At 36.5% G+C, this 13,687-nt stretch carries 11 protein-coding genes; all 11 read right to left on the bottom strand.

The window, feature by feature from the left end; all coding sequences use genetic code 11:
* Window positions 1-325 precede the first annotated feature (325 nt).
* Complete coding sequence (locus ALLST_RS11010) at window positions 326-2,215, bottom strand: hypothetical protein (protein ID WP_019892771.1); 1,890 nt, start codon at window positions 2,213-2,215, stop codon at window positions 326-328.
* 326 nt (window positions 2,216-2,541) lie between these two features.
* A complete protein-coding gene (locus ALLST_RS0103940; protein WP_019892768.1) occupies window positions 2,542-3,549 on the bottom strand; it encodes a LacI family DNA-binding transcriptional regulator in 1,008 nt (335 codons plus the stop codon).
* Between the two features lie 44 nt (window positions 3,550-3,593).
* The gene (locus ALLST_RS0103935) at window positions 3,594-4,265 is read right to left on the bottom strand and encodes a hypothetical protein (RefSeq protein WP_019892767.1); all 672 of its coding nucleotides are present in this window, start codon (window positions 4,263-4,265) and stop codon (window positions 3,594-3,596) included.
* 46 nt (window positions 4,266-4,311) lie between these two features.
* On the bottom strand, window positions 4,312-4,764 hold the full coding sequence (locus ALLST_RS0103930; RefSeq protein WP_019892766.1) for a DUF948 domain-containing protein: 453 nt from the start codon (window positions 4,762-4,764) through the stop codon (window positions 4,312-4,314).
* Between the two features lie 453 nt (window positions 4,765-5,217).
* The gene (locus ALLST_RS0103925; RefSeq protein WP_019892765.1) at window positions 5,218-6,522 is read right to left on the bottom strand and encodes a UDP-N-acetylmuramate--L-alanine ligase; all 1,305 of its coding nucleotides are present in this window, start codon (window positions 6,520-6,522) and stop codon (window positions 5,218-5,220) included.
* Window positions 6,523-6,547: 25 nt separating this feature from the next.
* Window positions 6,548-7,273 carry a hypothetical protein gene (locus tag ALLST_RS10030; protein ID WP_019892764.1) on the bottom strand — a complete coding sequence of 242 codons (726 nt, stop codon included), beginning with the start codon at window positions 7,271-7,273 and terminating at the stop codon, window positions 6,548-6,550.
* Between the two features lie 3 nt (window positions 7,274-7,276).
* Window positions 7,277-7,600 carry a thioredoxin family protein gene (locus ALLST_RS0103915; RefSeq protein WP_019892761.1) on the bottom strand — a complete coding sequence of 108 codons (324 nt, stop codon included), beginning with the start codon at window positions 7,598-7,600 and terminating at the stop codon, window positions 7,277-7,279.
* Window positions 7,601-7,688: 88 nt separating this feature from the next.
* Window positions 7,689-8,321, bottom strand: a complete 633-nt coding sequence (gene trmB, locus ALLST_RS0103910; RefSeq protein ID WP_019892760.1) for a tRNA (guanosine(46)-N7)-methyltransferase TrmB — start codon at window positions 8,319-8,321, stop codon at window positions 7,689-7,691.
* Window positions 8,322-8,323: 2 nt separating this feature from the next.
* Window positions 8,324-9,712, bottom strand: coding sequence for a Sapep family Mn(2+)-dependent dipeptidase (locus ALLST_RS0103905; RefSeq protein WP_019892759.1), 1,389 nt, complete (start codon window positions 9,710-9,712; stop codon window positions 8,324-8,326).
* Between the two features lie 202 nt (window positions 9,713-9,914).
* The gene (pnp, locus tag ALLST_RS10025) at window positions 9,915-12,155 is read right to left on the bottom strand and encodes a polyribonucleotide nucleotidyltransferase (RefSeq protein WP_019892758.1); all 2,241 of its coding nucleotides are present in this window, start codon (window positions 12,153-12,155) and stop codon (window positions 9,915-9,917) included.
* A gap of 285 nt (window positions 12,156-12,440) precedes the next feature.
* A complete protein-coding gene (locus ALLST_RS0103895) occupies window positions 12,441-13,586 on the bottom strand; it encodes a hypothetical protein (RefSeq protein ID WP_019892757.1) in 1,146 nt (381 codons plus the stop codon).
* Window positions 13,587-13,687: the final 101 nt, after the last annotated feature.

Below are 13,687 nucleotides of genomic sequence, written 5' to 3'. Positions count from 1 at the left end.
AACAATCCTTTTAGTGTTTCTTCAGAGAATTGAAAATCTTATTTTGCGTTTTATATCATCTTATCAGCGTTGTATTTAGTCTAGAATTAAAGTGAATAAATATATTAATGCGTTTTTTCTTGTCAATATTTTTAAATTTAATTTCAATTTTGTTCGTTTTTTCGCTTTATTTGGCATAGAACGTTTCTCGCCAATAAACTTTTTAGGTTTAAAAGAAACAATAAAAAAGTTCAAAGTTGCTTTTTGATTAAGCATACTTAGAACTTTTTTCGTTATGAATTGTTCAGAGAATTCAATTATCAGTTAAAGATCAAAGCACTCACTTTTATTTTTCAATAGGTGCTGTGCGGAATGCAATTTCTTCATCTTGCCAACCATAGGAAACTAATACATCTTTTTCTTGTTTATTCATTGTGTAATGATGGTTTCCATCATTTAAATTATAAACACGATAAACTGGTGCACTTTGTGGTTTTTTTGATGTGTACCATGCAACCTTTTCATCATGCCAACCCAATGAAACAAGAGTATTTTTCTCTTTTTCATCTAATGTGTAATGATGTAATCCACTATTTGGATTGTAGACACGGTATAATGCTTGACCATTCTTTTCTTCTTCAGCCATGAATGCAACGCCTTCAGCATCCCATCCAACTCTTGCTACATGTTTATATTCTTTTTCGTCTACTGTATAAAGGTGTTCTCCATTATTTGGATTATAAGCACGATACACTGGGTTCAATTTAACGGTTGAACCGCCACCACCAGTGCTTGGAGCAGGAGTTGTAATCGTTTCACCTTTTCCAACTTCAATTCCATTTACAGTAACTTCATTTTCCGTTTTGTTTTCAACTTCCACACCACCAGGTACAGTAACCTCAGTAATATTTTGAATAATTTCGACTTTATCTCCTGGAACTGTATTCTTTAGTGCTTCTTCAACAGATGGTTTACCATAGACATATCGTAGACTGTCGTTTCTCGTGATTGTAACGATTTCTTTATCTTTCGCATTTGGTGTTTTAGTTTTGACATCCTTATCAAATGCCCCACCATCGATTTGAACAGTATTTCCGTCTGCTAAAGTTTTATCCGTGATTCCATTAAAATCACCAGCATTAACAGTAATTTTTTCTTTACCGGTTTTTGTTGATGCCTGAAGGTCTCCAGTGAATTGTCCCCCATTCACTACAATATTAGATGTGGCATTTGGATAATCACCTAGATTAACATCAGCTCTTAATGATGCAGTTGTTCCCTCAAATGTTCCTCCTTCAATATTAACGGTTCCACCTGAAGTATAAATATAGACACCGTATCCTTCATCTGGTTTCGTAGATTTTGCGGAATAATTTCCACTTTTAATCGTCACATTTGCTTCATATCCAACCCCTATGGCAGTTCTTGCCCAAGAGTTTCCACCTTCATAATCACCAGTTACCGTCCAATCATTATCTGATAAAATTGTATTTCCACCAGCAACTTCAATTACAGGTCCCCTTTTAGAAAATGCGGTAGTGTTGCTAATTGTCATTGTGCTTGTTTCAGTGTTATCCATCACATCAATACAAATTGCTCTAGTATCTGTATGAAATTCACAATCAGTAATCGATCCACTGTATGTTTCAAATGTACTTTTATGACCAATAATATCATTATTTGTCTCTACTACAATCCCTCGAACTTTTAGCGTACCAGTTTTGTTATTTTCTGTAGTGTTCATTCTAAACAGACGACCATTATCTGTTTTACCTGAATAATATCCTCCTAAAATAGAAAGATTCTTTCCATAGAATTCAACAAAGCCATACGATTTTGCGTTCGATTCAGGGATGACCATTCCACCTTTTTTAGCTTTGATCGTGAAATTTTCCGTCTTCACAACGAAAGGACGCTTTTCAGCATTATTTGTAATCGTGAAATCGCCTAAATCTAAAGTTGTATCGTTATTAATTTCAATAATTTCATTAACTTCTACATCTTTTAATAATTTTACTTCTCCACCCGCTTCAAGTGCTTCTTTTAACGTTGAATATGTTTTACCATTTGCTGTTGCTTCATATGCAGATTCTTTTTCAAGTGATTGTGTTTCTTCCACAAATTCTGTTGTTGAATGAATATCGAATTGTTCCTCATTTTCTTGAGCAAACAATGGAGATGTTACCGAAACCATCATGCTTGATGCCATTAATAAAGGCAAAACTCTTTTCTTCATTTTTTCTGTCCTATCTTTATGTAACTGAACTTTATTCAGTTGATGCTAAGATCAATAAATTGATAAAAAAATAGTAACACTCATATAGTGATATAACAATTCTCTTAGTATATATATATATATATATTAAGGATTTTTTCTAATCTTATTAGTGCTTGTCGATCAGAGCATTCAAGATTTCAATTATAAAGAAAATGAGTTAAAAAAAGGTTTAACTACACAATTAGTCAATAAAAAACGACACAGTCATAATATGGACCATGCCGCTTTGTTTAAATCGTTTTTTGATTTATTCAATTGAATACATATCTCTTATTCGTTGTGAATTAGCGAGTAGATTCACGAACGATTGGAGCTGCTTGAATTTCAATTTCTTTTTGAACACCTTTTTCGTCGTTGTTCATTAACATTTTAGTCAACATTCTCATCGCAAGAGCACCCATGTCATAATCTGGGATATTGAATGCGGAGATTGTTGGACGCATCATTGGTAAGTATTTGGAATCTAAGATTGTTACGATTTCAAGATCTTCTGGCACACGATAACCATGTTCACGTGCTGCGTTTAAAATCGCAATAGCTTGAGAATCACGGAATGCAATGTTTAATTTTGCAGGTTTGTGTTCTTTGAAGTATTCACTAAAGTATTGGTAACTTGTCTTATAAGTATCGTTATAAGAGAGGTAGTTATTGAATTCTTTTCCTACTTCTTGATATGCAGATTCTACCCCTGCTTTAAGTTGACGCATCATGGAAAGGTTTAATTTATCTTCAACTAATGCAATATCGTCAATTCCGTTTTCAAAGTATTTTTGAACCATATCATGGCAGATTTTTTCCATGTCAACATAAACGTTACCAACATGATCATGGTTTTGACCTTCTACTTTACTGCCGACAATAACCATTGGGATTTTGTATTCGTTTAATACATCCATTTCGTCTTCTGAGAAGTTGTCATTGAAAATGATGACACCATCCACTCTGGATTTGATGATCGATTCAATAACATCCTGCATTTTGGAAATGCCTTTTGAAGTCGTATGGAACATCACGTTATAGTGATAAATGTTCGCGACGTCCATTAAACCGTTTAAGATTTTAGCATTGTACGCTAACAGTTTTTCGGACATGACGATCGAAACTGTAGTTGTTTTAGATAATGCTAAACCTTGAGCCACTGCATTTGGTTTATAACCTAAACGTTCAATGACTTCTTGTACTCTTTGGCGTGTATCTTCGCGCACTACGCTTGAATCGTTAATAACACGGGATACTGTCGCGAGTGATACGTCTGCTTCTTTCGCAACATCATAAATCGTAATTCTTTTCATCTTATTATTCCTCTTATCTTATTTCTAATCGTTATACTCGAATATTATTCTGGAAGTTCTGGTAATTGATCTTCTTCGGTATTTGTATCTGTTTTTGTTTCGTCTGTTTTAAAGAAAGATTTAATTCCGCTAAAAAATGCATTGCTAACGTGATTAAAGCCTTCTTCCGATTTGTCGACAATGTTTTTGAGTTTTTCGGATTTACGTAATTCTTCAATATGCTCATCAACAAATTCTGTGGCCGCTTTAAATTGAGGGATTTCTTTTAGTTTGTCATATCCAAACTGTAGTCCATCCGCAATCATTGCGCCGGTTCCGACTAAGAATTCACGTCCAGATTCCATTGTTTTTTTGAACTGTTCGTTATTGGACACTTCAATCACTGATTGACGCGTTTTTTCTAAAAGAGCAGAAACTTTATCGGATACTTCTTTTGCTTCTTTTTTAAGCTGTTCTGGTTGAGTGTTTTGTTCTAACCAGGTTTTGAATTGGGCAAACAGTTCTTCTAATTGGTCTTTTGCCTCATCAACGACTTCTTCATTTTTGTCGTTTCCGTTTTCACGCATTGCATCTAATGCTTTTTGTGAAGCTTTTTCCATTTCATCAATAACTGTTGCACGAAGATCTTCTTCATTTAATTCAGGTTGTTGTTCTGCAGGCTGTTCTTCTACTGGAGTTTCGTCTACAGTTTCGTTAGTTTTATTTTCTTCAATCATGATTATTCTCCTAAAATCGAATTTTGTTAGACGATTTATTGATTTATTAAGATGTAGATGATTCCGATGATTCAGGATCAGGTGTTGGATTTAATGTCTGTTTGAGTTCTGAATCAATAGGTTTGAAATCTGCAGGAGTTGGATCTGCAGATTGGTTTTCATTTGGTTGTAAAGGAGTGGTATTAGATACCTCTTCTTTTTTCTTGATATTTTCGCTTAAGCGCTCTGTTGCAGTGCTAAATAAGTTCATGGTATTGACTGCAGCACGTTTAGCTGAAGCTTGTACTTCATTTACGGTATTCGATACCTGACCAATTGTATCGAGTGGCGCTTCAAGTTTGACCATATCCCGGTTCAAGGCTTTTATCGTTTCTTGAAATAATTCAGCTGTATCAATAAGTGACTTGAAAAAGAGGATCAAATAGATCACAGCAATGACTCCCGCAATACAAAGGGCAATCTTTGCTAGGTACATAAGGACATCTAAATTGACTGTCATAAGCTTCCTTTCTAACAACAATTGTTCCGTTGATAATTATATCATTTTTAACCGGTTTCAAAACGGAAAATGAAACAATTTTCATTTTGCCGTAATTTATCCACAAATTTGTGAAAAAATCGCGACATTTTTGCATATTATTGTTGTTTTTGAGCTATTTGTTGTCTGATTAGATTTAAAAGTTCTAAAAGCGTCCGTTCTAAAACAGAGATCAATAAGATTTATATATACGTTATCTTTGCTCAGTTGTCAAAGATCAAAAGGATTTTATAAGTCAATTGTTCATTTATTTTAATAAATCAATCGAAAACTTGTAGAAATCTATAATCCTTATTCTAGAAGAATGTTTCCTTTTATTCGCTGATAACGCCCGATCATTTTTAGATTATTTTGTTTCAATAAAAAACTGATGACCTGTTATCTGATCATCAGTTTTTGTGAATTTTAAATGGATTAAAGAAGATCTTTTAACAGATCTTTGAGCAAGTAAATATTTTTACTCGACATGAATAAATATACAGCTGGAGCCCGACTTGCGAGGATTTGGGCACCTTGTTGATCTAAAGTGATCAGTTGACCATTCTCTAAGCGATCAACTAAATCTTGGATCGTTACCGTAATCGTTTCATCTTCTGGTTTGATATTCGCATCAAAATCTAAAACAAAGCTTTCGTTGGCTTCGTTTAAAGATTTTGCGAAACGATCTAAGAAGAACTGTAAACGAGAGTAACGGTCTGGTTTATAAAGTGCAATCACTTTATGGTTTGGATAGCGTTTATGTGCCGCACGAATCATTTGACTAATTGCGGTTGGATGATGCGCATAGTCATCAACTAAAACACTATCTTTGACTTCTTCAATCACAAAGCGACGAGCAATTCCTTCGAATGTGGCAAGACGATCTGCAATTTCTGCATAAGGCATCCCAAGTTCAGAAGCAAGTGCGAATGCCCCAAGAGAATCCCAAGCAAATGGTAATCCAGAATTGTTGAGTGTAAGATGAGCGACAATTTTGCCATCTTTTTCAACATCCATCTGTGTTCCTTGTTCATTTTCTACAAGATTTACACCACGATAGTCATTTCCTTCTTCCAATCCATAAGTCACAACATCCACTGGATAATTGAGATGTTTTAAATATGGATCATCACCAAAGATAATCGCTTTTTTACGGATTTGATTGGCAAAGCTTTGGAATGCAGAAATGTAATCATCCAAGTCTTTATAGTAGTCGACATGGTCTAATTCGATATTGGTAATCAATGCGTAATCTGGATGGTAAGCAAGGAAGTGACGTTTAAATTCACAGGATTCTAACACGAAGTTTTTAGCATCGTTTGGCATATGACCATGACCATCACCGATTAAGTATGCAGTTGGTTCATATGCTTCAAGAATATGGGCTAAAAGGCCGGTTGTTGTTGATTTACCATGGCATCCGGCAACGCAAATCGCATTGTAATCGTGTAATAGTTTACCTAAGTATTCGTTATACCAATACACCTCTACACCAAGATCTTTTGCCCGTTTGATTTCAGGATGATCTTCACCAAAGGCAAGGCCGGCAATAAGAATATCGCCTTTTTGGATGTTATTGGGATCAAAAGGTAAAATTTCGATTCCTCTTTGTCTTAATCCATCTTCGGTAAATACATATTTTTCAATATCGGAGCCGCGGACATTTTGCCCTTGATCAGCAAGGATTTGCGCCAAAGCCGACATGCCCGTTCCTTTAATTCCTGTAAAGAAAATTGCCATTGTTTAACCTTCTTTCTAATTCAAATTATTTAGTTTCTGTTTTGTTTTGAACCGAATTTGCAGGCTGACCTGCTGGTCTAGATAAGAAACTAGCTAAATCTGAACTAGAAGATTCTTTAGAAGCGGTAACGATTGGTTCAGCTTCTTTTCGAGGAGCGGCTTTTCTTTTGGAATCAACTTTAACAACTGGTTGTTTTGTTGTTTGAGGAGCACCAAAAATTGGAGAAATAATCATTGTCATTTCCGAAGCGTCTACTGGTTTAGTTAAGTTAAACGCATCATGTACAAGTGTTGCATCTTTTTGATCTTCTTTCACATCGCCATAAATTGGAGAAATGATTGAAGAATAGTCTTGGCGGATGATCGTATTGCGGTTAGCACGATTCACTTGTGGGCGAATATAAGAAGGTCTCGTTGTTTTTTCTTCTTGAGTTTCCACAACATCTTCGATTGCATCTAAAAATTGACTAGATTGTGGTTGCGCAACAACTTGTGGTTCCACATATAAATTTTCAGTCTCAACTACAGGTTGTTCAGGTTGTTCAAGTTGTTCAAGTTGTTCAAGTTGTTCAGGTTGAACAGTTTCTGTAGGTGTTTGAGAAGTAGGTTGTGATGTTTCTTGTGTTGGTGTATGGCGTTTTAAGAAGTTAGGTAAAGTTCTATCAGGTGTGCTGACTTCTTCCTCTTCTTCTAATTCATCATCTTCAACTGTTTCGTATAAAAATGATTTCATTACATCTTTAAATCCCATTACTTAAGCCTCCTTGACAGAGTTTAAAAAACCCTGAATTTCCTGTGGGGTTTTACGGAGCTTTGACACAAAGCGTCCGAGTTCATTTCCGGCTTTATAAACGGTAAAAGAAGGAATGCCCAGAATATCCTGGTCGATTGCTTCATCTAAGAGTTCATCACGATCAAGTTTATAGAAATCAAATTCAGGATTATCTGCCTCGATTCGATCTAAGAATGGTACAAGATAAACACAATCTGGGCACCATGCTGCTGACCATAAGAAAACGACTGGTCGAGTAGAATCTTTTAAAGCCTTTACTTCTTCAATAGTGTGAGCTTGTTTCATGTTTGTTATCTTTCTATTGATCTTATTAGTTCAAATAGTGAATTGAACGATTTTTTAAATTTTATACCGTATCAATCTTTTTAACACTTTATTGCACAGGATGTTTGCGCCAAATGCATCGATAAATAGGTTGGCCGTTTTCTACAAATTTTGCTTCATATTCAGTGAGTGGATCTTCTGGATGTTCTTCACGACGGAAGTCGACACTAATGTCTTCTAAGAAAAATCCAGCATTCAAAAATTCTAGAATCGAATATTCAAATAAAGAGCTGTTATCAGTTTTCATGATAATCTGACCCTCTTCACTTAAAAGCGTTTTGTATTGTTTTAAAAATGAAGGTGCCGTTAAACGACGTTTCGCATTACGCTTTTTAGGCCATGGATCAGAGAAGTTGAGATGTAAAACATCCACTTCTCCGCTTTTAAAGCACAAATCTAAATCGGCACCATCGCCATAGATTAAACGCAAGTTATCTAAATGCGCTTCGTCAAACTTTCTTGCTGCAAGACCTGCTGCACTTTCGTTTTTTTCTACTGCGATGAATAAATCATGAGGATATAACTGTGCCATAGCTGCAGAATAACCACCTTTACCACAGCCAATTTCAAGATGAAGTTTTTGATCCTCTTGTTTTTGCCAAATTGTTGTCCACGATTGATCGATTTGGATACGGGATGGGCTCGTTGTTAAATATTCAGCTGCCCATGGGATTCGACGCATTCTCATTGGTTAGCTAACCGTTCAATTGCATCCGCATAAATCGCAATTGCTTCTTTTAATGATTCGATTTCAACACCTTCATCTTTATCGTGGATTCCACCGATGATTAAATCTTTAGGTGCACGAATCCAAGGTTTTTCTGGACCAAAGGCAACGAAGTTATCAAACATTTTGGCATAAGTCCCACCACCAAGTGTGATTGCTGGACGGAATGTGTCACCAGAATATTTGCGATAAGCTGCCATTAAGTTTTGAACTAAATCAGAATTTGGATCAACGAATAAAGGATCACCTGCATAAGCAACGCTGTGTGTAATTCTGTTGTCGAGTGCAAGGCATGCTTGTTCGAAACCTTTAGAAATTGTTTCAACATTTGTATCGTTTGGATAACGGATATCGACTAATACGTGAGTATGACCATTTTCAATGCTGACTAAGCCAGTGTTCATTGTTAAAAAGCCCATGTAAACGCCATTCACGTCAATTGCTTCTGGAGTACCTTTCCAGTCCCATAATAAAGAATAAAGTTCTTTAGATAATTGATCGTTGTAAGCTTGTCCGATGTAATTGAATAAAATCAGTGCTGCGTTTTTTCCTAAATATGGAGTAGAAGCGTGAGCTGCTTTACCGATCACTTCTAAAACAACTTTTCCATCTTTAACTTCACCATGACCAGTTACATCATTTGTGTTCAAGAAGAAGTTAAATAAGTTTTCATCAAACTGATCTGTATTCAGTGTTGCAGTTGCTTTTTCGATTACGATATTGACACGTGTTCCAGCACTAAAAGATTCGATAATTGTATCTTGATCACTATCTAAAGCGATGTGTAAGTTTCCTTTTTCACCATAAACAACTGGGAAATCAGCATCTGGAGTAAAGCCCATTGTTGGAATTGGACCTGTTTTAACATATTCCGCAATTCCACCCATGCCACTTTCTTCATCTGTTCCTGCAATTAACATGACTTTACGTTTTAATGGCACGTTCAAGTCTTTTAACATTTTTAAAGCATAGTAACTAGCTAAAAATGGTCCTTTATCATCTAAAACACCACGGCCAAATAAATAGCCACTGTCTTCACTCATGATTAAAGGATCGTGATGCCACCCTTCACCTAATGGAACGATATCTAAGTGACCAAGAACTCCAACGCTCTCTTCACCTTCACCATAAGTAATTAAACCAGCGTACCCATCATAGTTTTTCGTATTAAAACCATCTCTATTTGCTTTTTCGAGCATCAGTTCTAATACTTCTCTAACTTTTGGTCCGAAAGGAGCACCTGGTCCGGCATGTTCTACATCGCGAGTTGATTCAATCGCAACAATGTCTGCTAAATCTTTTTTAAAATTTTCAAAATAATCTTCAACTAAAGTTCTATAATTCATGTTTATTACCCTGTCCTTTAAATTTCATTATAAAGCAAGAAAGATGATATTCGAAATAGTTGTTCATTTCTATTCAATTCTCGCTCAAATTTACGAAATTCTATATATGAACAATATCCATAATCGAAAAATACCGGAAGTTATATGGCTTCCGGCATTTTTGACTCGTATTGAATTCAAAATCCAAAGAAAATGAATGGGATTATTCAGCTTCTTTTGGTTCTTCTGGTCTTGGTGCTTCATCTGCTTTGTGGTGATCGAAGCGACGTGGACCATTTGGGCGACGATTGTCTTTGCGTGGTGCACGGTTTCTTTCTGGTTCTTTATAGCCAGCTGGTTTTGGTAACAGTGCTTTTGCAGAAACATTGACTTTACCATTTTCGATTTCAATAACTTTGACATCGATTAAATCGCCAAGTTTTAATACATCTTCAACTTTTGCCACGTGGTTCCAGCTGATATTGGATACGTGTAATAAGCCATCTGTTTTACCGAATAAGTTAACGAATGCACCGTAGCTTTCGATGCGCACAACTTTAGCTTCGTATACATCTCCAACTTTTGCTTCACGGCAAATGTCATTGATCTGTTCGAGCGCTTTGTTGATTGCTGCGCGATCCATATGGTAAATAACAACTGTTCCGTCATCATCGATATCGATTTTAACATTATCGCATTCAGCAATGATCTTATTGATGTTTTTACCACCTGGTCCAATAACATCTTTAATCTTGTCTGGGTTGATTTTGATAATTGATGTTTTTGGCGCATATGGAGAGAGGTCTTCACGTGGATGATCAATTGCGCTCATCATGTTTGCCAAGATTTGTTGACGAGCACCATGTGCTTGCGCTAATGCTTCTTTGAAGATATCACGAGTAATTCCTTTTACTTTGATATCCATCTGTAAAGCCGTAATACCTTTTTCAGTACCTGCTACTTTGAAGTCCATATCCCCAAAGTGGTCTTCCATACCTTGGATGTCAGTTAATACAGTATATTTTCCTGTTTCTTCATCCATGATCAGACCCATTGCTACACCAGCTACTGGTGCTTTGATTGGAACACCAGCTGCCATTAAAGACATTGTGCCCGCACAAATAGAAGCTTGGGAAGAAGAACCGTTGGATTCAGTAACTTCCGCTACTGTACGGATTGCATATGGGAATTCTTCTTCGCTTGGTAATACTTTAGATAATGCACGTTCACCTAAAGCACCATGCCCAATTTCACGACGTCCTGGGTTACCCATACGTCCAACTTCACCTACAGAGTATGGTGGGAAGTTGTAATGGTGCATAAAGCGTTTATTTCCTACTTCAGTTACGTCATCGATGATTTGGTTTTCATTAAGCGCACCTAAAGTTGTTGTTGAGATAACTTGCGTTTCTCCACGAGTAAACATTGCAGAACCGTGAACACGTGGTAATAAATCAACTTGTGAATCCAATGGACGGATTTCATCAATCGCACGACCATCTGGACGCACTTTATCTTCAATGATTAAGCGACGTACTTCATCCGCTTCAATAGAACGGCAAATAGCGCCTGCTTGTTTGACTGCTTCTGCTTTTTCTTTTTCGCTTGCATATTCTTTTGCAGCATATTCTTCTTTTGCAGCATCAACTAATTTATCGATCGCTTCATAACGTTCAAGTTTTTTAACGATAGAAACTGCTGCACGAATATCTGCTTCATATTTTTCACGAACTGCTGCCTCGAGTTCAGGATCTGGTGCATATAAAGTAACTTCGCGTTTTTCTTTACCGCAAGCGGCAATGACTTCGTTTTGGAATGCACAAAGTTCTTTAATTTTTTCGTGACCAAACATCAATGCTTCAAGCATTGTGTCTTCATCGACTTCATTTGCCCCTGCTTCAACCATGTTTAAAGCTTGAGCAGTACCCGCAACTGTTAATTCGATTGTGGAACGTTCTGCTTGTTCTAAATCAGGGTTGCAGACGAATTCGCCATCTACTAAACCAACACGCACACCAGCGATTGGTCCACCAAATGGAATATCAGAAATGCAAAGTGCTAAAGAAGCACCTAACATTGCAGCCATTTCAGAGGAAGCGTTTTGGTCAACAGATAATACGGTGTTGACAACTTGTACTTCGTTACGGAATCCTTCCGCAAATAATGGACGAATTGGACGGTCAATCATACGTGCCGTCAAAGTCGCATGTTCTGTTGGACGTCCTTCACGACGTAAGAATCCACCTGGAATTTTCCCAACAGAATATAATTTTTCTTCATAACTTACTGTCAGTGGAAAGAAGTCAAGTCCTTCTTTAGCTTGCGCACTTGCTGTTGCTGCTGAAAGAACTACTGTATCTTCGTAACGGACTAAAACTGCACCATTGGCTTGTTTTGCAATTTCGCCAGTTTCAACCGTGATGTTTTTTCCACAGAAATCAAGATGAAATACTTGTTTTGCCATCTTGTCTTTATACCTCACTTATATTCTTATTATTTTTGTCCATTTGTCATGATATCACTAGTTCAATCAACCACCAAACTGTTTATGTTTTTAGACGAATTTCCTTTTTTTTATCGCTATTTCCATCGACTTTTACAAAGATTTAATTCGAAATCTACCTATGCAATACCTCTAAAAACAAATCCGAAATGACTCAATCATTTTGTCATTTCGGATTTATTCGTTATTGAAAATTCAATTAAACTCCATGCAAACCAAGAACATGGTCAATGGCGATAAAATGCATTATTGCGAATTTTGTTCGCTAGAATTAGATTGACTTTCAGTTGTTGATTGTTGATCTGTTTCCATTTTGGATTCAAGTGTTGAATCTGGAGTGGAAGATTGGTCAGATGACTCACTAGCAAAAGGTTGATTTAAAGCAAAAGCATCCTCTTCTTTTAAAGTTCCTGATTCAATTGCGGCAAAGAAATCTTTAAAGAATGTGTACCATTTTTCTTCAACCGTTGTAAGCAAAACGGTATCTGTACTTTTGATCTCTTTAGTTACCTCTCCTTTTTTCGCTTGAGAAGCATTTGTTGTTGAAATTTTTTGAACAACACCTTGTTCATCCATTGTCAGTACATAAGTTACTTCTTGAGCGATAAATTCATCAAGAATGAATGATCCATCCCCTTTAATATCTAAGCGATCATATCCATAAAGGTCTTTGAAAGTTGTATTGAGAATTTCGTTATATACATCTTGTTCATGAATCGAGATGGTCCAGACAAAATCAGATCCAACTTGTTCGAGTTTATATGTATAAGCTTGTGGCTTTTCAAACGGAGACACTAATAGTGTGCCACCCACGAGATTATGTAGCGGAAAAGAAATGGCTTCTTGAATATATTCATGCATCGCATCATCACTAATATCATGAAGGACGCCATCTTCTTTGTTGATGGTTTGAATGACAAATTTACCATTCTCTTTTCCAAACTGTCCCGATCCATCTGGGCGCGAAAAAACAGTTGTAATTGCGCCTTTGTTATAGGACATCAAACCATAATTCGCTTCATTGCCCGATTCTTCTTCATATAACTCATAGTACGTTAATTCATCACCAAAGCGGACATCATAGTTTTTAAAGTCACTTTCTGTTGTCGCTAATTGTCCATCCTGGACAGTTAAGCCTACTGCATGTGTTTGTTCACTTGTTTGATAGCCAGATTTGTAATACTCAATCGTGGCATCATTCATGGTGTTTAAAATAGATTGCATCTCTTCCGATGTTGAATTTGAGGTAACATTTGCGACTTGACGGATAAACTCATTAGGGGCATTTTCACTTGTGATCACCGTTGTTTTTGGCGTACAACCACCCAACATAAATGATGAGGCAACAATCGAGGCCATCGCAATTGTCCTAAGCTGTTTCATTTGTCTCATATAAATTTACTCCTTGTCTATTTCATTTTAGACAATATCCGCCCATTCTGTCTTCTTTACGCACAAAATTCATCTTTAATTCTGCCATTCCTTAGCTTAGA

Source organism: Allobaculum stercoricanis DSM 13633, assembly GCF_000384195.1.
Taxonomy (GTDB): domain Bacteria; phylum Bacillota_I; class Bacilli_A; order Erysipelotrichales; family Erysipelotrichaceae; genus Allobaculum; species Allobaculum stercoricanis.
The sequence above is the reverse complement of the archived record's forward strand: the minus strand, read 5'-3'. Positions and strand labels throughout refer to the sequence as shown.

What these genes read in the sequence shown, in the direction of transcription:
- ALLST_RS0103915 (WP_019892761.1), bottom strand. Translation starts at nt 7,600, where the DNA reads ATGAAACAAGCTCACACTATTGAAGAAGTAAAGGCTTTAAAAGATTCT.
- ALLST_RS10030 (WP_019892764.1), bottom strand. Translation starts at nt 7,273, where the DNA reads ATGGGATTTAAAGATGTAATGAAATCATTTTTATACGAAACAGTTGAA.
- ALLST_RS0103925 (WP_019892765.1), bottom strand. Translation starts at nt 6,522, where the DNA reads ATGGCAATTTTCTTTACAGGAATTAAAGGAACGGGCATGTCGGCTTTG.
- ALLST_RS0103905 (WP_019892759.1), bottom strand. Translation starts at nt 9,712, where the DNA reads ATGAATTATAGAACTTTAGTTGAAGATTATTTTGAAAATTTTAAAAAA.
- ALLST_RS0103895 (WP_019892757.1), bottom strand. Translation starts at nt 13,586, where the DNA reads ATGAGACAAATGAAACAGCTTAGGACAATTGCGATGGCCTCGATTGTT.
- ALLST_RS0103940 (WP_019892768.1), bottom strand. Translation starts at nt 3,549, where the DNA reads ATGAAAAGAATTACGATTTATGATGTTGCGAAAGAAGCAGACGTATCA.
- ALLST_RS0103935 (WP_019892767.1), bottom strand. Translation starts at nt 4,265, where the DNA reads ATGATTGAAGAAAATAAAACTAACGAAACTGTAGACGAAACTCCAGTA.
- ALLST_RS11010 (WP_019892771.1), bottom strand. Translation starts at nt 2,215, where the DNA reads ATGAAGAAAAGAGTTTTGCCTTTATTAATGGCATCAAGCATGATGGTT.
- trmB (WP_019892760.1), bottom strand. Translation starts at nt 8,321, where the DNA reads ATGCGTCGAATCCCATGGGCAGCTGAATATTTAACAACGAGCCCATCC.
- ALLST_RS0103930 (WP_019892766.1), bottom strand. Translation starts at nt 4,764, where the DNA reads ATGACAGTCAATTTAGATGTCCTTATGTACCTAGCAAAGATTGCCCTT.
- pnp (WP_019892758.1), bottom strand. Translation starts at nt 12,155, where the DNA reads ATGGCAAAACAAGTATTTCATCTTGATTTCTGTGGAAAAAACATCACG.